This is a genomic window from Microcoleus sp. BROC3 (assembly GCF_036702515.1).
Lineage (GTDB): Bacteria > Cyanobacteriota > Cyanobacteriia > Cyanobacteriales > Microcoleaceae > Microcoleus.
Genome location: NZ_JAUBTQ010000077.1, coordinates 1 through 24,966, shown reverse-complemented (window position 1 = coordinate 24,966; position 24,966 = coordinate 1). Strand labels below are relative to the sequence as shown.

At 44.8% G+C, this 24,966-nt stretch carries 17 protein-coding genes and 3 pseudogenes; 8 read left to right on the top strand and 12 right to left on the bottom strand.

The window, feature by feature from the left end:
* A pseudogene (locus QUB30_RS30155) lies at nucleotides 1-298 on the bottom strand (phytanoyl-CoA dioxygenase family protein); the annotation flags it as partial.
* A gap of 222 nt (nucleotides 299-520) precedes the next feature.
* Between QUB30_RS30155 and QUB30_RS30150 the strand changes: the two are divergent.
* Nucleotides 521-628, top strand: a pseudogene (locus tag QUB30_RS30150) (IS1 family transposase); the annotation flags it as partial.
* A 244-nt stretch (nucleotides 629-872) separates the two neighbouring features.
* Here QUB30_RS30150 and katG read toward each other — a convergent pair.
* Nucleotides 873-3,101, bottom strand: coding sequence for a catalase/peroxidase HPI (gene katG / locus QUB30_RS30145; RefSeq protein WP_333341506.1), 2,229 nt, complete (start codon nucleotides 3,099-3,101; stop codon nucleotides 873-875).
* 495 nt (nucleotides 3,102-3,596) lie between these two features.
* Here katG and QUB30_RS30140 point away from each other — a divergent pair, with 495 nt between their 5' ends.
* Entirely contained in the window at nucleotides 3,597-3,770 is a 174-nt protein-coding gene (locus QUB30_RS30140) for a hypothetical protein (RefSeq protein WP_333217529.1), read from the top strand.
* A gap of 163 nt (nucleotides 3,771-3,933) precedes the next feature.
* On the opposite strand, the gene QUB30_RS30135 is transcribed toward QUB30_RS30140, so the two are convergent.
* Nucleotides 3,934-7,077 (bottom strand): NACHT C-terminal alpha/beta 1 domain-containing protein, encoded by a 3,144-nt coding sequence (locus tag QUB30_RS30135; protein ID WP_333341508.1) that lies wholly within the window; start codon nucleotides 7,075-7,077, stop codon nucleotides 3,934-3,936.
* Nucleotides 7,078-7,632: 555 nt separating this feature from the next.
* Here QUB30_RS30135 and QUB30_RS30130 point away from each other — a divergent pair.
* Nucleotides 7,633-7,920, top strand: a complete 288-nt coding sequence (locus QUB30_RS30130) for a hypothetical protein (protein ID WP_333341504.1) — start codon at nucleotides 7,633-7,635, stop codon at nucleotides 7,918-7,920.
* Between the two features lie 25 nt (nucleotides 7,921-7,945).
* The gene (locus QUB30_RS30125; protein ID WP_333341502.1) at nucleotides 7,946-8,602 is read left to right on the top strand and encodes a hypothetical protein; all 657 of its coding nucleotides are present in this window, start codon (nucleotides 7,946-7,948) and stop codon (nucleotides 8,600-8,602) included.
* A 61-nt stretch (nucleotides 8,603-8,663) separates the two neighbouring features.
* Here the strand turns inward: QUB30_RS30125 and QUB30_RS30120 are convergent.
* The 5 genes and pseudogenes from QUB30_RS30120 to QUB30_RS30100 all read right to left on the bottom strand — a co-directional run.
* Nucleotides 8,664-9,058 (bottom strand): annotated as a pseudogene (locus QUB30_RS30120) (transposase); the annotation flags it as partial.
* A gap of 157 nt (nucleotides 9,059-9,215) precedes the next feature.
* Nucleotides 9,216-10,547, bottom strand: a complete 1,332-nt coding sequence (locus tag QUB30_RS30115; RefSeq protein ID WP_333341500.1) for a protein kinase domain-containing protein — start codon at nucleotides 10,545-10,547, stop codon at nucleotides 9,216-9,218.
* Between the two features lie 346 nt (nucleotides 10,548-10,893).
* Nucleotides 10,894-11,799, bottom strand: a complete 906-nt coding sequence (locus QUB30_RS30110) for an ATP-binding protein (protein WP_333341498.1) — start codon at nucleotides 11,797-11,799, stop codon at nucleotides 10,894-10,896.
* A gap of 72 nt (nucleotides 11,800-11,871) precedes the next feature.
* Entirely contained in the window at nucleotides 11,872-12,375 is a 504-nt protein-coding gene (locus QUB30_RS30105) for a hypothetical protein (protein ID WP_333341496.1), read from the bottom strand.
* A gap of 155 nt (nucleotides 12,376-12,530) precedes the next feature.
* The gene (locus tag QUB30_RS30100) at nucleotides 12,531-12,893 is read right to left on the bottom strand and encodes a DOPA 4,5-dioxygenase family protein (RefSeq protein ID WP_333341494.1); all 363 of its coding nucleotides are present in this window, start codon (nucleotides 12,891-12,893) and stop codon (nucleotides 12,531-12,533) included.
* Nucleotides 12,894-13,026: 133 nt separating this feature from the next.
* On the opposite strand from QUB30_RS30100, the gene QUB30_RS30095 reads away from it, so the two are divergent.
* From QUB30_RS30095 to QUB30_RS30085, 3 genes are read left to right on the top strand one after another with little or no spacing between them, the layout of a single operon-like run.
* Complete coding sequence (locus tag QUB30_RS30095) at nucleotides 13,027-13,281, top strand: alpha-L-fucosidase (RefSeq protein ID WP_333341493.1); 255 nt, start codon at nucleotides 13,027-13,029, stop codon at nucleotides 13,279-13,281.
* Nucleotides 13,256-13,531, top strand: coding sequence for an alpha-L-fucosidase (locus tag QUB30_RS30090; RefSeq protein WP_333341491.1), 276 nt, complete (start codon nucleotides 13,256-13,258; stop codon nucleotides 13,529-13,531). Before QUB30_RS30095 ends, QUB30_RS30090 begins: the two co-directional genes overlap by 26 nt.
* Nucleotides 13,532-13,535: 4 nt before the next feature.
* Nucleotides 13,536-14,231: an alpha-L-fucosidase gene (locus tag QUB30_RS30085; protein WP_333341489.1), complete on the top strand. Its 696-nt coding sequence runs from the start codon at nucleotides 13,536-13,538 to the stop codon at nucleotides 14,229-14,231.
* 507 nt (nucleotides 14,232-14,738) lie between these two features.
* Here the strand turns inward: QUB30_RS30085 and QUB30_RS30080 are convergent.
* Nucleotides 14,739-15,848 (bottom strand): NF041680 family putative transposase, encoded by a 1,110-nt coding sequence (locus QUB30_RS30080; protein ID WP_333341488.1) that lies wholly within the window; start codon nucleotides 15,846-15,848, stop codon nucleotides 14,739-14,741.
* Between the two features lie 342 nt (nucleotides 15,849-16,190).
* Here QUB30_RS30080 and QUB30_RS30075 point away from each other — a divergent pair, with 342 nt between their 5' ends.
* On the top strand, nucleotides 16,191-16,610 hold the full coding sequence (locus tag QUB30_RS30075) for a hypothetical protein (RefSeq protein WP_333341485.1): 420 nt from the start codon (nucleotides 16,191-16,193) through the stop codon (nucleotides 16,608-16,610).
* A 122-nt stretch (nucleotides 16,611-16,732) separates the two neighbouring features.
* Here QUB30_RS30075 and QUB30_RS30070 read toward each other — a convergent pair whose 3' ends face one another.
* From QUB30_RS30070 to QUB30_RS30060, 3 genes are all read right to left on the bottom strand, one after another.
* Nucleotides 16,733-18,664: a hypothetical protein gene (locus tag QUB30_RS30070; protein ID WP_333341483.1), complete on the bottom strand. Its 1,932-nt coding sequence runs from the start codon at nucleotides 18,662-18,664 to the stop codon at nucleotides 16,733-16,735.
* On the bottom strand, nucleotides 18,642-23,753 hold the full coding sequence (locus tag QUB30_RS30065; RefSeq protein ID WP_333341481.1) for an AAA domain-containing protein: 5,112 nt from the start codon (nucleotides 23,751-23,753) through the stop codon (nucleotides 18,642-18,644). Before QUB30_RS30065 ends, QUB30_RS30070 begins: the two co-directional genes overlap by 23 nt.
* 519 nt (nucleotides 23,754-24,272) lie before the next feature.
* Nucleotides 24,273-24,845, bottom strand: a complete 573-nt coding sequence (locus tag QUB30_RS30060; protein ID WP_333341479.1) for a GIY-YIG nuclease family protein — start codon at nucleotides 24,843-24,845, stop codon at nucleotides 24,273-24,275.
* Between the last annotated feature and the right edge of the window lie 121 nt (nucleotides 24,846-24,966).

The following is a 24,966-nucleotide window of genomic DNA, read 5'->3' as shown; positions in this document are numbered from 1 at the left end:
GACGGAAATGTATGTTTAATCCAGGTTTAGCGATGCAATCTAGAACAGGGCCCTCAAGTTCCAAGCTTCCCTCAGCATCTAAACAAGCTGCTATTTCCTGACGAGCTTGCCAAACCTCTTGAGAGTTAAGAAAGGCTTTTAAGTATAAGTAACCGTCTTGTTGCATCCTTCGTCGCAATTGCTCTGGCTGTCCGAGTACATCGGAAGAATCCCTTAGATAACCAAAAGCCTCCTCACGGCAATCTAGTTCATAACCTAGGGAACTTAGGGCTGTTTTTTTTGCTTGCCTAATCAGCATCGTGGCTACCCGTTTAAGCGGGGACAGTAGAAACTTCAGTATTCAACAGATGTGTTGGATAATACCTTTACCTTCCAGGATTATCCGTCGTATCTGCTGGATAACACCCTAATTTTAAGGGATTAAACAGAAACTTTGCAGGTTAAGTCCAGGTTCTTGGGTGTTATCTGTCACTTGTGCTGAATATTATCTCCTATATCGATCTTATTCAGCATTAACCTAATGTCACATCTTGTAAGAAAGACTTTCTCATTTTCTAAAAAGTTAGAAAACCATATTGGTGCTATTTGGTATTTTGTCCATCATTACAACTCGACTTTGAGGCAATAAATATTCAATCACTACATATTTACTACTACCCCGATACCATTGGCACATCTTACAACGTGACTAATATCGCGTTCATGTTTCTAAACAGCTTTGGCATCTGGGCCTAAAGCCCAGAGCGGTTTTTCAAGACAAGTTGAAACGCGGCTCTCATTTTTGTCTCTAGCTTCTACCCGCATTTAGGATTGCCGCAGGTTAACGTAGGTTGCCTCGCTCTCCGCTCGCCGATGATCGGTTGAAGTTACGCCTAGAAACTCCTCGCAGAGGTTTTCGCTAAGACTGTGCGAAGGTCATAGCGATCGAGGTTCATCACCTTGTCCCACGCCGCCACAAAGTCATTGACAAACTTCTGTTGCGAGTCCACACATCCATAGACTTCCGCCAGGGCGCGGAGCTGAGAGTTTGAGCCGAAGATGAGGTCAACACGGGTAGCAGTCCACTTCAGATCGCCTGTTTTGCGATCACTCCCCTCGAACTCATACTCATCTTCAGAGGTCGCCTTCCACGTCGTACCCAGGTCGAGCAGGTTCACGAAGAAGTCATTGGTCAACGTCTCTGGTTGATGGGTGAAGACGCCGTGTTTAGACCCTCCAAAGTTTGTACCCAGGACGCGCAACCCGCCCAGGAGAACCGTCATCTGAGGAGCTGACAGGGACAGCAACTGCGCCCGATCGACCAGTAGCTCTTCGAGCGATTCGCTATGTTTGCCGCTCGTGTAGTTGCGGAACCCGTCTGCGGTTGGCTCAAGCACCGCGAAGGACTCGACATCCATTTTTTCTTGCAGCGCATCCGTGCGTCCCGGTTTGAAGGGAACCGTCACGTCGTGACCAGCGTTCTTCGCCGCTTGCTCAATGCCCGCACATCCGCCCAGAACGATCAAGTCAGCGATCGAAACCCGCTTCCCACCAGATTGCGAGTTGTTGAACTCCTGTTGAATTCCCTCCAGGGTTTGCAGCACTGTTGCCAACTGCTCTGGCTGGTTGACTTCCCAATCCTTCTGCGGCGCGAGACGAATGCGCGCCCCGTTCGCTCCACCGCGCATATCGGAGCAGCGGAACGTTGACGCCGATGCCCAAGCAGTCGAAACGAGTTGGGAGACAGACAGTCCCGAACCAAGAATCTTGGCTTTGAGGGCAGTGATGTCCTGCTCATCAATCAATTCATGATCGACTGCGGGAATGGGATCTTGCCACAAGAACTCTTCCTGTGGAACCTCCGGGCCGAGATAGCGCGAGCGGGGACCCATATCGCGGTGCGTCAGCTTGAACCACGCCTTGGCGAACTGAAGAGCGAACTCATCCGGGTTGTCGTGGTAACGTCGCGCAATCTGGTTGTAGATGGGGTCCATCTTCATCGCCATGTCCGCCGTGGTCATCATGGGGGCGTGCCGTTTCGACGGATCGTGCGCGTCGGGTACCGTACCCGCACCAGCGTCGCCCTTGGGCTTCCATTGCCACGCGCCAGCGGGACTTTTCGTCAGCTCCCAGTCATATTTGAACAGGGTTTCGAGATAGCTGTTGTCCCACTGCGTCGGAGTGGGAGTCCATGCGCCTTCGATACCGCTGGTGATCGCATCGACGCCGACACCCGTGTTAAAGGCGTTCTTCCAGCCGAGGCCCTGATCGATGATGGTGGCACCCGCAGGATCAGCCCCTACGTGCGTCGCCTCGCCCGCACCGTGACATTTGCCGAACGTGTGCCCACCGGCGGTGAGGGCGACTGTCTCCTCGTCGTTCATCGCCATCCGACCAAAGGTTTCGCGAATATCGCGCCCTGAGCCGACCGGATCGGGCTCGCCGTCTGGCCCTTCCGGGTTCACGTAGATCAGTCCCATCTGAACGGCGGCGAGAGGATTCAGGAGCACCCGATCTTCTTCGTAACGCTCATTGCCGAGCCAGGCTTTCTCAGAACCCCAGTAGATGTCTTCCTCTGGCTGCCACACATCCACGCGCCCACCGGCAAAACCCAACGTCTTGAAGCCCATCGACTCAAGCGCACAGTTGCCGGCGAAGATCATGAGGTCGGCCCACGAGATTTTCTTGCCGTATTTCTGCTTGATGGGCCAAAGCAACATTCGCGCCTTGTCGAGGTTGGCATTGTCAGGCCAACTGTTGAGGGGTTCAAACCGCTGGCTGCCCGAACCCGCGCCGCCGCGACCGTCGCCAATACGATACGTGCCGGCGCTGTGCCAAGCCATCCGAATGAAGAGCGGCCCATAATGGCCGTAGTCGGCTGGCCACCAGTCCTGGGAGGTGGTCATCAGCTCGTAGATATCTGCCCTCAAGGCAGCTAAGTCAACACTCTTGAACTCCTCAGCGTAGTTGAATTCCTCACCCATAGGATTGGCCTGGGGGGTGTGCTGGTGGAGGATGCTCAGATTCAAATAATGCGGCCACCAGTCTCGATTTGACGGCATATGACGAGGCTGAGATTTCTGACCGCCGCCCGTAAAGGGGCATCCACTTCCGTTGCTCATAGTATTTTCCTATCGAGGTGTGTGGGTAGGTTTTTTGATGTACTGCGGGTATTGCCAACAAATAGCATTATGGTAATTACTGGGATAATAGATAAGCAAATAATGTAAGAGAAATATAATCAACGTTATGATTTGAAACAATAGATTTGTAATTTGAAACAAACGGTTATTACTAATAACCCAAGAGTGAGCCTGTACGCGCTCTGGTTGAGCGCGGTCACTTTCCACAAAGCTTACATGATGCTGAGACACCCGCGACGGTGTAACGACTAGGGTTAATTTATCCAAAATTTTTTTGTGGTTAGTAGTTGAGAGTGATGTACGCAGAGAATCTGACCTGCGTCGTTTGGAAAAGAACCTGAAAAAGGTTCGCACAGAAAAGGAAACGAATCGTCAAGCGGTTGGAAAACATTACCCGGTGCTTCGATCGTACCTTAAGCTCCTTCATCTTGGCGGTATGCACATCTGACGATCCAGTTCCTCCGGGTGGGCTTGGTGTTGGACGAGTTAAACGTCTGTTTCTTTCTTAACGAAGCCCGGTTTGTCCAGGTGACTCACGACAAGCATCCCTATTGGATGGAAGTAATTCCTCACGAAGCATTATCTCCAGTACCGCCATCACAGTTATCGGTAGATGATGGTGAAGACGATTTGGACATCCCATTCTAGTTGACATGGACAAAATTTGGGAGGTTATCAGTAACTCTTTCCTCGTAATGGATTGCACTCAACTTGAGTAACTCCTCACCGCTTCGCGCGTGGCTTGAGACAGATCGAGTAACTTATGTAATGGTGCGTCTAGCAACTGGGTAGAAGAAACCAAGACGTAATCCTATACAATTTCATCAATCCAGCTTTGAATCTTGCTAATCAGCTTTAGTGGGTCAGGTTGAATATCCTTCAAGGGTTGCTCAAGAGACTGGTTGGTAATCCAAGCAAGGTGAATCCCCAAGTCGGGATCGGCAAGTTGTTGGCAGAATGCGATCGCTTCCTCTGTTGGCTCGTGAAAACCCTTAGTGTCTTTGACGTACAAAACCAAAGCTAGGTTTGGGCGCTGCAACTTGTCTTGAATCTCGAAGAGGTGTTGTTGGAGTTCAGCATCATTTTTGACTGTGGGAGGTTTCCCTGGAATTTGGACAGCGTGATGCTTGTAGATTTTGGTGCAGATTTTTTGCGCGATCGCTCCTTGTTCTGTCTCTTCTTTCAACGATAGTAAGTTGATTGCGAGGAGGTAACTGTGTTGAGTAGGTTGAAGTTTATTAAAATCCAGGTTCTGGGCTTCGAGGATTTGAGCTTCAGGAGAGTTACCAACAGGAATGTTGTCAACTTCGGGATGAGAGGTAGAAGGTTCACAATGCCATGCTTGATAAAAATCTGGGTAACTCATGTTTTGGGCGCAATACCAAACAATCTCATAGCAATATTTAAACCTAATGAAATCTTCATTATAAACTTTCTCAGACAAGCAATATTTTAGACCTTTAATCACCCAAGTATCTAATACCTTCCTGTCATACTTTGTTGTATTGATAACTGCATTCTCAGGAAATGAATCATAATAATCGTCATTTTTTAAAATATCCATTAACATATCGGTGTCATGGCGCAGCCAAATTTTATTCTCAACCCCATATTTTGTGTTCTGTAGTATACTAATCAGTTGACTAGCCATTTCCATGACTTCAATCTCAATTATGTCATTATCATCGGCTATCTCTATATAATCAATATTCTCAATTTTGCTAAATTCTTCTTTATATTCAGATTTATATTCAGAGGTTTGGTAAAAATCATTTTTATCCTGTCCCTTTAGTCTTTTGTTCAGGGTAATATTTTTTCTTTCTATGGAAGGTGGTTTGCTCAAATTACAAACCATTACTACTATATCATCCCAGTATTCTAGCAAATAGAGTAAACTATCAAGAATATCTGGATTTCGAGTAATTCTTTCTGCTAATACTGGTAATCTCAAATAAGTATCTAAATTTCCCGAAAGAAAATCTTCTAACACAGAAGGGATAAGAGTAGAGCTTGTAGGAAGGAATGATTTCAACCAGGGATTGCGAAATGCATTAATAACCGAAGTACGAAGAGAACGTTCTCCATTAAAAGTTTTTTTAATTAAACTTTCGATGAGTAAGTGAAGAATATCTGGGACTTTAGCAATGATTTTTTTAGTATCTCGATTATTTAGGAAATTTCCAAATAACCAATGATAGCTTGGGAGTAAGTCTTTGTTTTTTTCTCCCAATAATTTAATTAATGTAATAATAAGTTCGGTATTAGTGCAGTCGGATTGCCATAATAAATGAGCGGGTTTTACAGGCAGATTGTTGCAACTATTCAAATCCATGATTGGAATTAATTTCTCAACCAATTTATCGTGTGGCATATTCTGCAATGCCTCTATGCTTCCTAGGGCAATGGGCTCTAAATATGATGTCTGCTCCCATGTCTCAAAATCAAATTCACCAAAAGCGAACTTTATTAGTTCGTCCATAATAGCCATAGTTTCAGGACATTCTAAAAACTCGCTAGTCCCAGCAGCAGCTATAAAATAGCATAAAGCGCCATAAAAGCTGTGCAAGCCGCATCCATCCTCAAACTCCATCAATTTTTTGATGAATCTCTCTTTTTCCTGGTTTGGCAAATTTTTTCTTCCTAGCCACAGCAAAATTACCTCTTTCCACTGTGTTTCAAAAATTCGATATTTTTTATATTTTGCTGAATTATCTTTATATTTTACTGGTCTATCTTTGTGGTTACGAGGCAAGAAAAAGTCCCAATCTGGAATTTCACAAGCTGCAAAATATTCCTGAAACGTGGGATGAAAAAAAGCATAAACTGGCTGGCGACGATTTTCTGGCTCAACTCCTACCTGATTCAACCAGCCTAATTTATCAGCTAACTCAAATAACTCTGGATGAGGTTTCTTCAGCTCCTCATAAACTAAACTATGGGGCAGGATAGATTTGAACCCCTTGTCGATCGCCTTCAAAGCCAGCCGTCCAAGTGCTGCATTTAAGCCTATTTGCTGCGCTGATTCAGTAGGAAATACACCCTTTTTCAAGGTGTAGAGTGCTGCAACAAGCACCTCATAAAGTTCAGCCTTGGTATCTGGTAGTTTTCCTCGTCCAGATTGCCAAGTAAAACACAACAGCGCTAACCGTAGAGGATTGCGTGCTAAATCCTTGATTCGCTCTTTACCAGTTTGGTCTAAAGCCTCCCGTAATTGTTGACCCGCCTCAGTCCCACCGACACAGGGGTAGGCTTCTTGCAATGAGGGGTTCTCAAACCACTTATCAATAAACTGCTTCACCTGATCTGAATTCTTGCCATCTCCATAGCTGAAATCCAGCATCTTGTAAGTATCAAACTCAGACAGAGCATTCGCCGCAGCATCCCAGAGATTCAGGCGGCAAGTCAGCACCACCCGCACATTTTTCAGCAAGGGAACTCTGACGAATTCGGCAAGTTTTCCCAAGGGGTCAGCGACCTGCATTTCATCTGCACCATCCAACAGCAACCACACCCGCCCATCTTTTAAGTGTTGTTCTAACTGTTCCACCCATTGAGGCGGTGCAGCATCCAACTTACCCGCCGCATCTGGCAGCCAATCTTTGAGCAAATACTCCTGTAGGGGCTTTTCCCCAACTACTCCTAAAGAAATCCAAATCGGCAAACCCTCAGTTTTATGCAATACCCAATCTGCAATCTTCAACAACTGAGTTGTTTTTCCTGCACCTGGTTCACCAATGATATTGAGACGCTTACCATTACTCTTGGGACTCTGCTGGTTGGCGAGAACCTGCTGGAAAAAATCATCGTAGTCGATGGGGGTGATTTTCTCCTTTTCTTCTCGATATACTCGTGAACCTTCTTCTGGAGAAGAATCATCACGACGCTGAACCTTTTGAGGGCGCTCAACCAATCCTAAAGGGACATGAATATCATCCAGTTCAAACTTTATCCCCATGCCAGAGGTAAACAGATTGCTGGCAAGTTCCCGCTTGGGTTTGAGCATCGCACGGCAAACTTCTCCCCAGTTAATCAGGTCAGGTTCTTTACTTGACTCCGGTAAGGCATATCCAGCCTCTGTGAGCCACTTAGGAACCATATCCCAGCTCATCCTTTTTATTTGTCGGGGTTGAAGGATGTCTATGAGGTCATGCTTGATGTCTCGATTTAAAGCAATTTGAACAGTCTTGTTCTCAACTCCGCATTTACAAGCAATATCCTTAGTTGTCTCTCCGCAAAGTACACCTTTGAAGTATCTCCAGGGTGTTGCCGTGATTTCACCCCTCTTTTTAGCTTCCAGAGCGGCTTTCAAATTTTTCAGCTCAAACCTGTTTTCAGCCTCGTCAAAGTTCTCTTCTGGTTGATCTGAAATAGGGGGCATCCTAATTAACCGTCATCAAGTTCTTGCTGAATCAATGCTAACAAATTGCTAACTCCAGTTAGTCGATGGCTGACCCTAGCGCCGACTATCGTTGAAACATCCCATCAGACATACGTTTCAGAGATTTAGCGAATGAAAGCATTTCAACTTAGCCTACCTATTCCAGGCTGTGAACCCGTTTGCCTAGACGATCGCAACCAACCCAAAAATTCCAAGCACCGCTCACGCCCTATCGTAATTGAACCATCTTGCACCACCCAGAGAGCAGCAGACCTTCTCGGCGTATCTACCACCACTCTCTATCGCGCCCGAAAAGAAGGCAAACCCTATCAACACAAAGCCTGGATTGCCCAAGCGATCGGTGCCAAAAACGCTTGGACAGTCTCATACACCCCGAACCAAGCCAAACCGAACAACTGATGAATGAGAAATTGGAGTAACTGCAATGAATAACAACCACTCAACCATCAACTACAACGACTGCAACTTCCACGACTCCTGTGCAACCGCAGCTTCCAACTATCCAGAATGCGATCGCCAAACAAAAACCAACGGTCAAAACCCGATCGTTCCCACAGAAACAGAAGTTTGGCAGTTTCTTCAAGATGAATGCAAACTGGACATCAGTCAAATCTCCATCAGACCACCCTTCGATAAGTGGTGGAATATCCTCCATGAAGGCAGCCACTATGCCACTAAGCCACTAACTTATCTTACTCTGTGGCGGGAAAACGGCTCCCCTGGAGAAATCCCTAACCTAGACTGGTTCAGTGGCGATGGGATAATTAAGCCCAAAGATCCAACTCCCGATGAATGGGGATGCCGTGCCTGGTGTCTGCAAGTTCTGAAATATAAAGGCTGGAAAAATCCTCTCGATTGCCCTGAGTATCCTCGAAACTGGGAAGGATACCAAACGCACAATCCTCGTCTGTGGATGCTCAACAGCACCACCAGTCCTTCTCACCCATTCCAGAAAAACGGGTTTGAGCAACTAAAATCTGTCGGAATTGACGTAAATCAAGGCATCTTCCGCCCCACCAAAGAAATCAAAATCCTTGGCTTGCAACCTATTGTTGGTTGGGACTTTCCCCAAAGTGCTTAATCATTAGACCTCTTGCGAAAGTGCGATCGCTCTAGGTAAAATATAGCAACCGCCAAGGCGGTTAAGCCGCTGTGCGAAGCACAGCTTCCATGGCATCCCTAAGACACTCAAATTGAATTAGTTGTTTACGAATTCGGCTTTTTAACCATGACCAGCATCGCTCATTTTTTTGAGATCAGGTGAATAGGGTGGCAAGTATTTTAACTGACAACCTGCGGCTTCAATTAATTGAATAATCCGCCCACCTTTATGAAAGGTGGCATTATCTACAATCACTATTTGTCCCGGTTTTAGCGTTGGGATTAAACAAGTTTCTAGCCAGGTTTCAAACACGGTTCTATTACAAGAACCCTCAACAGTAAATGGAGCCAATAACTCATCATTACAATAGGCAGCAATCATATTAACTCGCCCTTGTCGAATGACACTTTTTAGAGCATAAAAGCGGCGTCCTTTAGCATTCCAACTATCGGTACAGACTAGGTGGGGATTGCTCCCCGATCGAGGAGACAGCCATCGCATTTGGGGAGTTTGGGCATGGCGGGGCGTGTTGGAGTTTTGGTTGGGTTTGTCTCAAACTAGAATTGGCGGCGAGCTCGAATGGCGCTACAGCTCAAGCTCCTATTAATTTTCTCACTCCTTCAAGATAGAAAAGCCTGAGACGTTCGCCCAAAGCAGTCAAATCTGGCTCGCAGTTTAAAGGAGTTCTTAAGAGTTCAACTTGTGCTCCATTTACCTCTGCTAACAAAACAAGTTCGTTTCCTGTTGCAGCTCCTGTAAACTTAGGAAAAAAATCATTTGGTAAAAATTCATTTGTGATGCCGTGCCTCTCCGAGAACTTTAGGTGAGTCCAGTCTATGTCAAGTCGCTCGAAATCGCGGCTTTTCAAGTACGTTCTATTGTGAACTGTACCAAAGCCTTTTCCAAGTTCCTTTGCAACAGTTCGACTCATGTTATAAAGTTCCCGATTAAGCTGTTGAGCAAATTCTTTAAAAGATTGGCGTCGGGCATAATCAGATGAAGTTGATACTTTATTTTGGATGCGAGCAATATATTGTTCGGCATTGCGAGCGTTCTCAGTTGCAGAAACGCAATCTATCAAGGCTTGCTGTAGCTCGGGTATAGATTGCCAGCGGTACTCGATGTGAGTTCCAAATGCTCTGTCAAAAATTCCATTCACTTTAGCCAGTAAATCGTCAGGGTGTTTCGCCAAAGCTTTTTGACTTTCCGGTCTTTGATGGGGCTTTCTTCCTTCGCAGTCGAGCAAAGTAACAGGAGGCGACCCAGCGATCGCAAAAAACAAAATTCCGCAGCATTGCGTAATATCTGCTCTGGGGTCGCGCTGCATGCTGCTATTTACCTGAAGTTCGGGAAGTGCTAAAAATCTGTTTCCAAGCTGCTGCCAAGGCTCTGTCAAAGTAGTCCTGTCAGTATCAGATTCGTTAAATGATATGCCAAAATCTATAATAACTGGAGCGCTGATGTCATTGCAGCGGATGATAATGTTGTCCGGCTTGATATCTCGGTGGACGATGCCGAGCTTGTGACAGTATTGGAGGGTTTCTAAAAGTTTCAAAACAAGAGGGATAGCATCCCCAATCCCCATAGGTTTAGCGGGGTCTTCTAGGAATTGTGAAAGTGTTTTCCCTTCAATGAATTCCCCAATCATGTAAAGCGGAACATCGGCATCAAATTGGTCGGAATTCGATTCAATCAAGCGCGGGATGCCGGGGCAATGGAGGGTACTCAACGCAGCAACCTCTCTGTGCATTCTCTTGCGTCTTTCAGGAGCTTTCTGATTTTTGAGTATTTTTAATACAAAACTCCGAGACCAAATTGCAGAATCTTTAGGTTTGACAAGAAAAGTATCCCCTTGTCCGCCGCCTCCAATCGGTTTGACTATTTCCCATTTTTCATCCCAAGGTTTGTTTTTCTGTTTGCTCATAGTCTTTAAAGTGTGGGTTGAGGGAGATGATTGCTCTTAAGCCAATTAGCAGCATTCATATAAAAATCTTCGGGAGTTTTGTCTTGGCATAATACAGTATATACTACACCCCTGAGTTTCGCACTTAACGCAATTCTGCACTTAGAGGCAGACCCGCACGCATCCACCTCTCTCAGATGCGGTAGCCGAGATAAGGGCTTTCCGAGGACATGAGGTAAAGAAAGGCTAATAAAAGCCTGGTAGAGGCTGGGTTATTGAGCTCGAAACGCCAGTACCCCATCTAAAGTTTGCGGGTGTTGCCAACTGAACATTAGCATCGAACTGATCGGTGATGAAAAATGAATTGCTACTTTTTGATAACCTTGGCGATGTTTTTAAGTTCTTTCTCGATGCGGTCATATCCGTTGTCTAAACTTAGATTTGGTCCTAATTGGCGATCAATATCGACTTGAAAACTTTGTTGATAGGTACGGTTGGCAATATCAAAATAAGTCAATTTTATGGAAAAAAGGGGGTGAATATAGTCATCTAACACGAGTTCGCAAACATCAAAAAACAAAGGAAATTGCTCGGAAATGATAGGAACCTGTAGAGAAACTCCTTCCTCCATGTGTGAGGTTAATAAATTTGGTAGCGTGTCAGATTCAACAGAGACATTAATTGCAGCAGCGGCGTTCAACGCAACGATACCGAGTTGAATAATTCCGCTATTTCCGGGCTTGCGGCGGACAATGTTGCTGAGTAAGGGTGTTCTCAATCCCCGCCGAGCGTGAATAGCTTCGACAATAAAGTGATTTGCCGGAACAGTATGCGCTCCAGCCCTAATGTAGTAACGGTGGTCGTTAGCCATGTGCGGGCCTATTTCGCTTTCACCAAAGCCAATTAGAAATACACCTTTTCCCGGTTCAATATTACAACCGCAGCCATTATCTTCAATACTGTGTACCGCATAAGCCGATTTAGGTGTCACCTGTGAAATTACCTGATCGATCCAATCCCGTCGTGACTGCCGCCCCACGTTAAGAGATATTCCTCCATCAGGCTGACCGTTCCCATCTACTCCGACAACAAACAATCCACCCCCACTATTCCAAAAACCCGAAGCAGCCTTGGCAATCTTATCGCCGAGCCCTTCATTTTTAATTGCACTGCTTTTGTACTCGTGTCGGTCATCTTCGGCAGAAGGTAGAAACTCTGATAAATCTAGGTCTTCGAGTTTGAGAATATCGTTGGGCTTGGTAGGGTCAAACATTCCAATTACTTTGAGGATAAAATGAACAAATTCAATAAACTAGCCTAGCTGTAGGAGCGATCGCACTTCTGGTCAGTTAATTCCATCTGGCAAGTACAAATCGTCACCCGGAAGCCGCCGTTCGATAACCTCTTTTCGGTTCTCCAACATAACTGACTCAACGAATTCACCAAACCGCACATTGTACTCTGGTTCAGTACGCTTGATGCTGAATGCTGCATCAGCCCGCCGTTCGATAGATTCTGCCATGCTGGCTTGAACCAAAGCTTGAGCTTTCACGTTGCCTTTACCTACTTCATGCAACCAATATGCTGTAGCTAATGCAATGGGAATAGGCTTGATTAATTGAGCGTTGCCTTCCACTGGAATGCTTTGAGCTTGCGTAAAATTGTATCCGCCAAAAGGCAGAGCTAAAGCCGATTTCCCAGTGAGAAACCGGCTCAAGGCACTACCCTTTTTGTCCACCGCATTCATAACCCCAATTGCATCGACTTTGTAGCCGCCGTCGGGTAGTTGATAAACATGAAGCCCAATTGCACCTAAAAGGATGGTGGCGGAAATAGCTTTGACTGTCATTTGTTAGTTCAAATAAATTACAATTGCCAGAGATTAGCCTGCTTTTGACTAATTAATCAACGATATCTCTGAGCAAATAATTTAGTTTGCGGACTACCGAACCTAGCAAGTAGTGTTTGCTCTACATAGAACAATCCACCACTAAGAGCGATGACTTAGAACTTCGTATCGGCTGTCCTAGGTCGCAGAACTTCGACATTCAGCTCTAGTTTCTCTCCCAGCCACAAAGAATGTGTTGTGTGGTCTGCCACATCGTCCCCTGTTTCGGGATGGACGAGAATATTTAGTTCCTCGCGGTGGAGCATCAACCAGGGAACGACTTTGCCAAACTCCGAGGGTAAAAAGGCAACTTGATACATCGCTTGGGGGTGTGGCCCAATGGGTTTATCGTGCCAACGTCCTAGCTGCACCTCAAACTGAGCCAATCCTTCGCGTACACGCTCCGCAGCATCACGGCTATCATTGTCAAAGTAAATATGTGCGTGAAAACCAACAATTTCGATGGTGTCTGCTTTCATGATTTTCAGTGGGGTATTATGGGGAGGTTCATTGCAGCCAAATCCAACAAAGAAGTATACTCTAGCTTATTAATTTTACCTGCGAGTAAACATTACTCTTTCAGCAATACCGCCTATATTTCAGCGTAAACCAATGACTCAAGAAAATAACTGGTTTGAGACAGCACGATTGGGAATGTTTATTCACTGGAGTCATAGCAGCCAGTGTGGGTACGAAATATCTTGGCCATTGGTGGGAGGCGTCTTTAGCCTGCCGTACTGTCAAGATGTCCCGGTAGCGGATTATCACCGCACCGCCCAAACTTTCAATCCCACTGAATACAACCCTCAAACTTGGGCGCCTAAGAGCGAAACGCTTGGGGATGCAGTATGTGATTTTGACGGCTAAACATCATGATGGATTTTCCTTATTTCATACCCAGCAATCCGACTTTTCTATTGAGTATGCGCCGTACAAAAAAGATATTGTTCGAGAATTTGTGGAGGCGATGCGGGCGGAGGGTTTGCGAATTGGGTTGTATTTTTCCTTGATTGACTGGCATTACCCTGACTACCCGGCTTTTACAGAAGCAGATAAACCGTATCAGTTTGGGAAATTTCGACAGCCGACGAATTCGAGCGTGGGAGCGCTACCTTGAATTTATGTTCGCTCAAATCAGAGAATTGTTGAGCAACTACGGAAAGATTGACTTGCTTTGGTTTGATGGCGGTTGGGAACGAAAACCAGAACAATGGCAAGCTAAACAGCTACATGAAATGATTCGATCGCTGCAACCGCATTTACTAATCAACGATCGCCTCCCTGGATTTGGAGACTTCGATACCTGCGAGCAATTCATCCCCCCTCAACCGCCTCTGCGTACTTGGGAAGCTTGCCTAACTCTGAATGAAAGCTGGGGTTACAACCCGAAGGACACCCAATTCAAGTCAGCTCGCCAACTTATTCATACTCTCTGTGAAGTTGCAGGTAAAGGCGGCAATCTGCTGTTGAATGTCAGTCCTATGGGCAATGGGCAGATTCAATCTGAACAATTGGATTTGTTGCAATCCGTAGAAGCATGGATGAGTGTCCATGCCCAGAGTATTGTAGGAACACAGCCTGGACTGGAACCTTGGCAATTCTACGGCCCTTCTACTCGGCGGGGCAATCGCTTTTACTTATTCTTGCTGATGAAGCCCTACGAGTCAGTAACAGTACGAGGTGTACCCATTAAACGGATTAAAGCAGTTGCTATGGTAGGTGGAGGACAGCCATTGGAACACTCAACTCGCTGTGCCATTGTCGATTCTATGTTAAGTGCCGATCCAAGGCGGGGAGTTAACAATTCAAGTGCCTGAACAAGCTCTCAATCCCTATGCTACGGTGATTGCAGTTGATATTGCTCCAGCCAACGATAACGATACTTAAAGGAAGATGTAACCAGTATAGCGATCGCACTTCTTCACTTCCTACCCCAGTTGCAGATCGCATCCGACTCAACATCACTCAGCATTTTGGGTTTCCTTTTGTACAAACCCCGCAGCACGACCTTGACATTAGGAAACGCGAAATACTTAGTTACTGTAGTTTAGACTAAAAAATGATTGCAGCCAAAAGTAGCCGCCTTTGAATATCCGGCAAGCTGTTACTCAAAAACTCCAGAGGGAGAAGATTAAATAACTAATCTTGAAGACTTTTTACGTCCAGAAACCCGTTTTTTCACAGTGGGATATCGCGGTGCTACCGTCCGTACCCTTCCTTTTTCCCAGCCGGGGGATTTTCCCCTCTGTTTAGGCATTTTTGCGGGAGTACCAATGTCAACTAAAAGCCACAACATTGATTGAGCAACACGTCCAGGGGTTAAATTAATCGTAGCAGATTGCCTGCAGTAATACATTCTCAACCACTAAATCCCTAGCTAGCCAGAGTTGCCAACTCATCAACGGCATTAAATCACTCCAACGCTCGGATTGTTCGGGAGTTCTCAGGTTAGGCAATGTCCAGTGTAGTCGTTGCTTGGCAAACCTATACCAATGATCCACTCCAAAACGTCGTAAATATTTGAACCAGACTGTTTCTAGAGGGAGAGTTCGTTCTCCCACCCAAGCCAACCATAAGGGTGGAAATGGCTGACCATTTGACATGGGCTTCATTCTTGCGACGAGGATTAAATTGACTCTCTGTCCAGGCGCACGATAAAAATGTAAGTCTAGCCATTGACTGACTCGGACTTGTCCCAAATCTGGATGTTCGTCAATTTCGATCGCAGTATCCGCTTCGAGCCATGTGGTTGGGTCGTTGAGCCTCATTTTTGAGCCATGTTTCCGTGGTCTGCCACGACCACTATAGGTTGGTGGTGCTGACCACAAGCAGGCATTCTTTCGGACTCTCATTAAACAATCAGCTTGAATATCTGCTTGCGCCAATACCCAATTTGCATTGCCATATTCTCGATCTAAAACTGCTAAGACTGGATTGATGCTCTGTTCACAAACAAGTTTGAGTTGGCAAGCTGCTTTTTCTATTGGTGAAGACCAACTACTAATTCGTTCATGTAGTAGGGGTAATGCCCAACTTCCTTCTGCTTCGGGTATCCACGCAATTGTACTGTACCCCTGTCCAATAATTACGCCTTCCTGATATTCATGGGTTCTTTCTTGTAATGTTTTGGCATCTGCTCTCCCCCATGCAGTATGGTCGATTGCCACTAATATATGTTCCGTTGGGGGTGCTTCCTCCTGTAATTGCTGGAAATACAGCAGCATCAGTTTTTTCCGGTCTGGTCTACAATCTTGTAATGCCTCGTAGATGCTTGACCATTGACGATTGAATAGCGGACTGAGCGAAAATTCCGCCAAACAGGCTGCATTCCTGGTGGTCATCACTGCATCCATCAGCTCGAATGTTGCATCTTTGCCTCGTACCAATAACTCGTATGCTTCTTGACGAAAGTCCTTTAATCGTTCACTGTTCATTTAAGGAGTGGATAGGTTTTTATTTTTCACCCTCATTCTCTCCTTAACGGTGGCTCTAGTTCTTCTTTTGCCACCGTTCTCATCTTTAGTTAGTCTAAACTACAGTTAGTTAGGCAGGCCGATGCAATGGGGGTTCGGGTTGCGTGCATAGAAAGTGTAGCGACTGCACTCTTCGAGATTGGGGGCATGGGGGGCATGTTGGGTTTGGTTCGGTTTCTCCAAAAATTGGCGTATTGGTGGCAATCGGCAACAAGTTTGGTAATAAATTGGTCATGGTGACAATAGAAATTGCCCAGCCTGACACTTCCCTTATTTCCGAATATGTTAACCGTGGATAAAAACGTGAAAACTTTGTCTGTTTTCCTACCGATTCTAGCACTGGGCATTGTTGTCACACCTGCACGCGCAGGCAGAATAGAGGGAGCATCTGTTTCCTGTTGGTTGCTTCGCCAAGACAATATAGAACTTAAACAAACTTGTATCTATGAGTCGGTTTCTTGGGCAGGAGGCGGAGGAAGGACTTTGCGTTGGGAAGATGGCGGGCAAACAAAAATGACGTGGGGATTACAAGGGCGTGGAGAAAGACCTTGTGCCGAGGATAGCACGAGCATAGATGGTGTCTGCGGTGTGGTATATTTCCGCCATCCCACCACCTTACAGCGGATTTCTGAAGAAGAGAGCTACAAGCGCGCCATAAACCGCCAACTGGCCGTAACCTGTGTCCAAGTACAAGATAAATCAATCTGCTGGCTATTTAGATGAAATTAATTACAAAGAGGAGTGCTAAAGTTACATTCGCAGAAGTACCAAAAATAGATGAAATCTCAATAGCAGCTTTCATTCTTATTATCGGGCAGTAACTAATAATAAATGCTGTACCTGTTTCAACCTTGCTTACTCCTATTTTTTTTAAGAGATGCTTTTTTACCTGATGTTTTTTGAGGGCGATCGGGTTCTCTAACAACATATTTTAAAATAAAATCATCAGGTTTTACTAACGCCGAGTCTGCAATGTTCAGGCGACGGAATTGCGACCAATGTTCATTTAATAGCTTCAAAGCTTGGTGGCGATTTAACGCGGAGATCGCACCCATAACTTGACGCAAACTCGACTGCAATAACTCAAGATTAGGGTCGGCCTCGGAAAATTGAGTCACCATTGAAATTCCTGTTGCCAAATAAGGTGAATCCGGGGAGATCTTTTTCGCTCTTAACCCCTGCCGAACCACATTTAGCCACACCGGATAAAGTTCTAACCAATTAGCGAGTTGCAATTCGTTTAATGCCATTTCCTCCATCCCCAACGCTCCCCAAGTGCAAAGCGATGTTTCCGCTAAATTAGCATTCCGATTTGTCACCGCTAACTTCCATAATTTTCGAGCATGATCCTTAAACCGAACTGCTAGAAAATCATAAGCTTCCTCCACTTTATCAGTAGCCGTAACCTTATAAACCGTCTCACCGCGTGGTAGCTTATCGCCTCGATAAGATAGCCAATTGTGAGAACCGCATAAGTGAACTTGCCGATCTACAACAACTTCCTTCGCATGAGAATTTCCCAGCCAAAATACCTGCACTGCTGACAAACCTTCCCGCGTTTTAATTTCTCTTAGCTTTTGCTCAACTTGTGGCGGTATGGGTCTGGTTTCATTCTCTTGTCTCCGAGAAATACCGTGACCAATTAAAACCCATACTCCCCTATTAGCTAAATTTTGGAGTAATTGGATAAACTCATTATCTACTACTTCCTGGCTTACCCAAGGAGAATAAATTAAGACTTGATGATTCCCTCCTCTCAAAGTTTCTAAAAAAGATTGGCGAATTTGAATATCTCGCAGTAAAATTACCTGGTCTTTTTCCTGACTTCCCTTCGGCAGAACTTGTTTCCCAGTTTCCCTCAATTCTTTAACAGTTTCAATCGCCTGCTGTTCAATCTTCTTAATTCTGTCTTCAACTTCTTTATTTCGTTGATTGAGGAGCTGTTCACGCTCCGCAGCAATCGTTTCATCACTCAAATATAACAAAGTTTGTAAAGAAACTTTTCCTTCACTTTGGAAAATGTCAAGTAAATCAGAGGCATAGTGTAAAATTTGTTTTCCTCGTCTCACTTGCAACTTAATGGCATCTTCAAGCGCATCAAAAATAACAAAAATTGAAACAGATTGCCAGATAGTTTGGCTCTCCTTGGTGAAAAAAGCAGCAGTAATGATTTTCCCATCTTCAGGAACGTGCAAGCCTAAACCAGAACCCTGAATAATTCGTTGGAGTTCCTCAAGTCCTAACTCAGACATTTCTTGACACCGATTTTCCAGAGTGATAAAATCACCAAAAATGGGTAGGTCAATTTCTACTGCCTCTACAGGGGAAAATACAAAAAATAGATTTCCTTGCAAGGGGTCAGCGATCGCATAAATCTGCTTTGTTTGTGGTGGTTGCGGCACAGAACCTTCCACATAAAATTGCCGACCTTGAGGGGTTAGAATAATTTTGGCATCCGATGTCCAAGCTAAAGTTTCTAAACTCCGCAGAGTCTTAGCAGTATTTTGCACAAATACGGGATCAAGACCTAATGCTGCTGCTAGTTCATTTTCAGTGGGTATCAATTCACTCTCCATACCAGCGCGGAGAATAAATTCTTCCAGAATGTTAAATTTGCGAGGTTCGCTAATAGTAACTTCTACTGATATTTGCTCTAAAGGATAGCGGAATTGACGACCAGCCAGCACTGATATGCCAGCCGGACTTTGCTTTTCTATTTGTTGAACAAAATCCTGTAATTGGGGGTCAATTGGTTTAGGAGAGGATACTAGAAACATCAATCAGTCCTCCATTTCGGCGTACAATATTTGCTATTTCTGAATACATACTTCCAACTTTACCTTTGTGCTGTGTAAAAAGTGAATGGCATCCCACAACTACCAGCAATTCTTGAGCGCGGGAAAAGGCGACGTTTACCCGTTCTGGCTTTTTAGCAAAACCAATATCTCCATTAGGGTTGTTCCTCACCATGCTGACAATAATAATCTGCCGTTCCATACCCTGAAATCTGTCAACAGTACCCGTTCTAATGGAAAGTGAAGGAAATTTGCGGTCACTAAGCATTTCTTCAATTCGCCTCAATTGAGCACCATAAAAAGTAATGATACCAATTTCTTTTTTGGGTTGTCCTTCCGCAACTTTTAGGCTCCAAACATCCTCCATTTGCTCGCAGAGAATGTCAATCGCATCGATTTCCTTAAGATTATACCTTGATGTTCCATCGACCTGCTCTTCAAAACTATGTTCTTGCGGCATTTTTACCCAGAGCAGGTGATGTTGTTCTCGGATGATGTCGCCAGCTAAATTGTGCGCCCGTTCCTTCTCAGGCTGAATAATGCCACAACGCAGACTATGGTCGTAAAATTGATTAATCGCTCCCATAATGTAGGGGTGCATCCGATACTGAATAGTCAACCGTCGCTTGATGCTTTCTGGTGCAGCTTCAAATTGTTTCTTAAATAAAGATTCTTCGAGAAACCTGATATCCTCTGGTTCGCTTCCCATTTCTGTTGCGATTTCTTCTAAACTATTTTCATGTAGCATAGGAGGTAATTGGCGGTAATCGCCAATCAATACTAATTTTTTACCTTTGAGTGCAGGTATCAAAATTTCTGGAGGCGTACATTTACTCACTTCGTCAATGATGACTACATCGAAATTAGTAAATTCTTTGAAACCGTAACCAGCTACTTGGCTGCAAGTAATACCGATAACGTTGGCATTGTCGATGTAAACTTGCCTCAATTCACTCTGATCTTGTTCGGAGGGGTTACGGAGTTTGGCTATCCAATCATGAGTTAGGTTCTCATAGCCTTTGAGCTGGGATTCTTCTTGAGTTAGTTGTTGATGCCAAGTCTCGAATTGCGTTTTTACTATGCGTAAGAAGTTTAAATCAAATAATCCGTTGACAGAAATTGGCGGTTTAAGGCGATCGGGGATACTTTGCCACGCTGACTCCCACCATCTTCGTTCAGAAATTAAAGTAGATGGTAGTTGTTCGGATTGTTGCAGTTGAACTTCCATTTGCTGAAGTTGGTTTTGACATTCTCGAAGCTGATTTAAGGCTTTACTAGCCGCCTGTTGTAACCTTGCTTGAATGCTTGTGAGAGTCTCTTTTGTTTCTTGTACTCCTAATAATGGAGCGAGTGAGGAGATTAATTGTTCAAGCTGACTGATCTGATTTTCCCACAACAGGGCTATATTCGAGTTAGACCACTGAGTTACATTGCGTAAGCTATTATGGGGAATTGTTGGCAATTTGAGGAACTCATTCAATAGCTGTTCAGATTTTTTTAATTTAGCTTCTGATTCACGCTCAAGAGCCTCTAATCCCTTTTTAGCAGTTGTTACTGCCTGTTGTTGTTGGGCTGCCTCTTGCTGAGGTTTTTTAAGCTGTTGTTTAAAATTTTGAAGTTGTTTTTCAGTTTCCGGTTGCTGCTGCTCCAGCCATTGAGATACACTGACAGTAATGCCATCAATCAGCTCGGCTGCAATAGTATTTAATTCCACATCAAAGTTAGAAACTTGGACTTCACTTGGTTTGGCAATTAAACTAGCAATTTTCGAGCGACACCTATCCAGGTTAGAACGCCAAGGCTGAGGTTTTGCAGGGACACTAGCCAGCAACTCAGGGGGTAATTTAATCAGGTTATCTGTAAATTTTCGGTTCTCTTTTACACATTTTTTTAATTCCTCATACACGCTATCATAAGCTGTAGATTCCCAGTTTTTTAAGGCTTTTAAAACAGAGTTCTTTCGGTTGTGTTCTAATTCCTGTTGTTGGTTCAGCCAGTTTCGCGCACTAACAGCAATACCGCTGATAACTTCTTTGGCTACTACGTCGAGTTGGGGCTCAACAAGAGAATTTTGCTTGGCTTCACTTTTGCTTAAATTAGCGAGTTTTGACTTACACCTATCAAAATGCGATCGCCAAGGCGCAGGAGTAGCATTTACAAATGACACCACATCGAGCGGTAGTTGAATCAGATTATCTGTAAAGGCTCGATTAGTTTCTACACATTGCTTCATCGCTACATAAACGCTATCATAAGCGGTGGATTTCCACTGGTCTATTTTAGCTCTGACTGCAACAATTCTTGATTGTCGGTTTTGCCAACTATTGAGGCTTTGTTGTAGGTTTTTCTGGTTGGTAAGACTTTGCTGATAGTTTGTTTCCAAAAGTTGAACGGCGGCTGACTTCTCACGGAACACTTGTGCAGCTTGATCGGCTTCTCTAAGGGATGACATCGCATCTCGGAAATGAGACAATGACATTTGAATTTGTGGAAGACCTTGATTCTTTAACCAAGCCGCTAAACGAAAATGATTAAGCCGTAAATCGTGAGGAATTTGAAGATTCATTTTTGCAGCGAGAGTAACCGCTCTTTCAACTTTTACCTTGAAGCTTTCTTCAGAAAGATACCCCAATGTAAGGTCTTTGGTACTGTCGCAGAGTTTTATAGCTGCTGTCAATAAATTACTGACTGCTACATCTTCCCAATTAATTGAAGAGTGAGATATTAGCAATTCCCAACCAGGAAGGAGATATTCAACAATTTCGCGCTGTTTAGCTTCCGCTTTTTGATAGACACCTTCCTGCGTTCTACAGGTTTCCTCTAGCTCTACCTTATACCATCGCAACTCCTCTTGAATTTCTTGTAACTTTTCCTCTTCTCGCAAATAACCATAAAATTGCTCCGAGCTTACTAATAATTCCCTGAAAAAATTTATATTTTCTCGCTGTTTTACTAAGCGCTGCTCGCAATCATCAGCCGTGTTTCTCAACCAATTACCAATCACTTTATCTTCTAGGAAGGGCAACCCTTCCTCTTCAACTCGCTCGGCACGACCTTTTCGCAAAGCGCGGATAACAGGACTATGAATTAAGCGACTCAACGCATTATCAACAGCTAAATTCGCTTGAGAAGCAATTAAAGTCCTCCCACCCCGCAGCGCAACTTGATAGGAAATTTCAGCGATGACTGTTGTTTTTCCTGTTCCTGGCGGCCCTTGGATTAGCACTAAATCGGGTGCAGATAATACAGCTTCTACTGCTGCAATTTGGTCATCATTTGCCCCTGATAGCAACAAATCCTCTGGCTTCAGTTTAACAGTTGTTTGCAAGGGTCTTGCCTTAGAAGCATCAAAGAAAAACTCTCCTACATAGGGATTTTGAGCTATTCCAACTTGCAAATCCTCTAAAGCTTTTTTCTGTCGCTTAATTTGAGTTAAATCTCCGGCTGCCTCGAAAGACAAAAAGCCTATTTTCGGCAACTGATAGTGTCCTTCTCCTATCTTTTCTACTAACTCAGAATCCAGTCTCACCCGGATAAATCCCTTTGCTCTGTCAATCTCTTCAATAGATCCTAATAAAATTGCCTGCCACTTGAAAAGCTGCGGGACAGATTCTCCATCGGATGTACGATCGTCTCTGCCACGGTTTTCTTCAACTCGAACTACAAGTTTTACATCCTCATTTCTAGCCTTAGCTGCTCTTGCCCAGAAGTCATCTTGTTTGAGATTAGTGTCTGATGATTTGTCGAGTTGCGCTAAAGATGCAGTTATCTCAAAAGTTATCTTGCGGGTAGCCGAGCCGTAGTTATGACCCGAAAAAGGTACGAAAAATTCTCGCGTCTTAGCTATCCGCTCTTCAATCTTTAAAAACGCTTTCCAAGTTTTTAACTGTTCCTCTGTTGGTACGCAATCCCCACAGAAAGGAACTGCTTTCATACGATCGAAAGCTGAAATTGGTACTCCTATTCGAGACTGGTAAATGAGACGCAGGAAGAAAAGAACAGAAAAACCGTCATTACCTCCCCGTTCTGGGGATACTAAACGAGCCGAAAGCAAGCGCAAACTATTATATCTGTCTTCTGTGACCAAAGCTACCAAAATTAAGGTTTTCTTACGTCTTTCTAGGAATTCTGGTAATTTTGCTGCTTCGATATCTGTGGCAATCGCTAGTTCCCATTTTTCTTCTCCCCGCTCTTCTCCCGGTCCTTTGCGGCGGACATAGAACCCCCTGGGTTCGTCTCCTAAAATATCAGATAGCAACTCTTGAACACGCTCGCGACGATTGCTAAAATCTGGATATTTTAAGAGAGCATCTTTACCTTCTATCTCACGGAGCAGGTAATCTATCGCCTGGTTTCCTAAAAACCGATATCCCCAATTTTCCTCATTATTTTGATTGAGAGCTGGTGTGGCAATCTGTGGTGAGAAAGGGGAGTAATTATTACTTATTTGAGGTGCTGTAACAATTGCAGAAATTTCTATCGAGATGTTGTGGCTAGATGCTTGCAAAACAATAGAGCCAAATAGGTTAGTTCCGGCTGGAATATCTTTGGAATTGAGGACAATATTTAGTTTCTGCAAGCCGCAACAAAGGTAAGGCTGCTGTACTTGTAACCAAGGGTGAGAGCAGGAAACTGTGCAATCGCTGCCGAGTTGGAGTTGTTCGGTTCGTTCCAAGTGTCGGTCGGTTTGGATTTCCCCAAAGTAGATGGCGGCGGGAATGTCCCAGCTTACTCCTAGCCACTGGACGTGGGGAGCGGTTCCTAGACATCTTACTTTATCTAAAACTGGCGCGGTCTTTACTGTGGCGGCGATCGCAACTTCTCCCGTATTGCCACCGACAGTCCGCTGAACGGTCAAGTTTTCCAGTTTCACTCCGGGAACTGCGATTTTTAAAGCAGGTTCGTCAGTGGCAAAAATGACGCTGTTTTCTCCCTCCCCCCGAAGCAATATCGCTCGTTCAATGGTAAATGGCCCCTTATATTCCCCTGCTGTCAAAGCGATCTCGTGTCCATCTTTAACCATTTGCAGCAATTCGCCAAAGTTGTCGGGATTAGCGGAGAAAGTAGGCATAGATGCTTATTTATGGGGGGCGATCGGAGAAAGTGTTGATTTTTGGGCTTCTGAGGTAAACTACCGTTTAACGCTGTTTAGTTACGGAAAGCTGTTCCATACTTCAATGCGCTTCACTTAAGGGTGACAGTCTGACTGATGATGCGAAATTTTGAGCCTTAACTCAATAGTATTGAGGCAGAGCGCTTCGCTCCATTCATACTGACGATAGCGGAGCCTCTAATCGATTAAAAACTGGATATTGTTACAAAGTATAGCTTTAACCATATCCCCGCGTGCAAACCAAAGTAATTTTTCGGTCGCGGAGCGTCCAAGAAAACTACATTAGTTATCAAGTTGCGAGAAACCCGAACAGGTTTTATTAATAAGGTAGACTGGAACCTGATTCGCTATCTTGAAGGCTTAGACGCTTGCAAAGTAGCTCCAAATTTTGTAGCGATTGCTAACCTTATCCAGTTTGATGAACCTGCCACAAGCCCTTATAGTTCTGTGAGGATGCGTAACTGCTGCGGGGTTTAGTCACAGGCGATCGCACAAGCTGAGAATATCCACCTCAACATCACTCAGCACCTTGGGTTTCATCTCACCCAAATCTTGCAGCACGACTTTGACGTTTGGAAATTGAAAATACTCTGTCAGTTTGCCAATGCGATAGTTAAAGGGTTGATACCGGTGTTTGAAGTACAGATCCACATTCCCCCGGTGTTCCCAAAACCCTAGCAAATTAACAACCACATCCGAGTAATGCGCTCTCACATCCCGCTGCACTTCTGCGATTCTCTCCTCGATCGATCGAGTTGTCACCCCAATTTTATAGAATATGTTGCCGTCAGCTTTTACCTCAAGAAAGTACAGCGAGTTCACCAAAATCCGGCGAAGCTGCGCTCGATAAATCAGCAAATCAGCCCGCCGTTCTTCTAAACAAGATAACCCCGCAGATAAAGCAATCTCTACAGAGCCTTCCAACTTCATTAACTCTGACAGCAGCAGCGGTTCTTGGACTCGGTTGAACAGCGCCACGGGAAGAGCGCCGACGGGGATTTTACCCAAGTCGGTAAACTCATAAGAGCGAGATCCCTCTGATTCCAGCAATCCTTTCAATTGCCATCGAAAGTTTACCAAGTCTTTGGGAATGCCGTAATTTTGTGCGCCGTACTCTGGTTGAGTCGATGTGGGGTATTATCCCCAGCACCTCTCAGTTAGAACTGGACGT

What these genes read in the sequence shown, in the direction of transcription:
- katG (WP_333341506.1), bottom strand. Translation starts at nt 3,101, where the DNA reads ATGAGCAACGGAAGTGGATGCCCCTTTACGGGCGGCGGTCAGAAATCT.
- QUB30_RS30135 (WP_333341508.1), bottom strand. Translation starts at nt 7,077, where the DNA reads ATGGGGATAAAGTTTGAACTGGATGATATTCATGTCCCTTTAGGATTG.
- QUB30_RS30130 (WP_333341504.1), top strand. Translation starts at nt 7,633, where the DNA reads ATGAAAGCATTTCAACTTAGCCTACCTATTCCAGGCTGTGAACCCGTT.
- QUB30_RS30125 (WP_333341502.1), top strand. Translation starts at nt 7,946, where the DNA reads ATGAATAACAACCACTCAACCATCAACTACAACGACTGCAACTTCCAC.
- QUB30_RS30115 (WP_333341500.1), bottom strand. Translation starts at nt 10,547, where the DNA reads ATGAGCAAACAGAAAAACAAACCTTGGGATGAAAAATGGGAAATAGTC.
- QUB30_RS30110 (WP_333341498.1), bottom strand. Translation starts at nt 11,799, where the DNA reads ATGTTTGACCCTACCAAGCCCAACGATATTCTCAAACTCGAAGACCTA.
- QUB30_RS30105 (WP_333341496.1), bottom strand. Translation starts at nt 12,375, where the DNA reads ATGACAGTCAAAGCTATTTCCGCCACCATCCTTTTAGGTGCAATTGGG.
- QUB30_RS30100 (WP_333341494.1), bottom strand. Translation starts at nt 12,893, where the DNA reads ATGAAAGCAGACACCATCGAAATTGTTGGTTTTCACGCACATATTTAC.
- QUB30_RS30095 (WP_333341493.1), top strand. Translation starts at nt 13,027, where the DNA reads ATGACTCAAGAAAATAACTGGTTTGAGACAGCACGATTGGGAATGTTT.
- QUB30_RS30090 (WP_333341491.1), top strand. Translation starts at nt 13,256, where the DNA reads ATGCAGTATGTGATTTTGACGGCTAAACATCATGATGGATTTTCCTTA.
- QUB30_RS30085 (WP_333341489.1), top strand. Translation starts at nt 13,536, where the DNA reads ATGTTCGCTCAAATCAGAGAATTGTTGAGCAACTACGGAAAGATTGAC.
- QUB30_RS30080 (WP_333341488.1), bottom strand. Translation starts at nt 15,848, where the DNA reads ATGAACAGTGAACGATTAAAGGACTTTCGTCAAGAAGCATACGAGTTA.
- QUB30_RS30070 (WP_333341483.1), bottom strand. Translation starts at nt 18,664, where the DNA reads ATGTTTCTAGTATCCTCTCCTAAACCAATTGACCCCCAATTACAGGAT.
- QUB30_RS30065 (WP_333341481.1), bottom strand. Translation starts at nt 23,753, where the DNA reads ATGCCTACTTTCTCCGCTAATCCCGACAACTTTGGCGAATTGCTGCAA.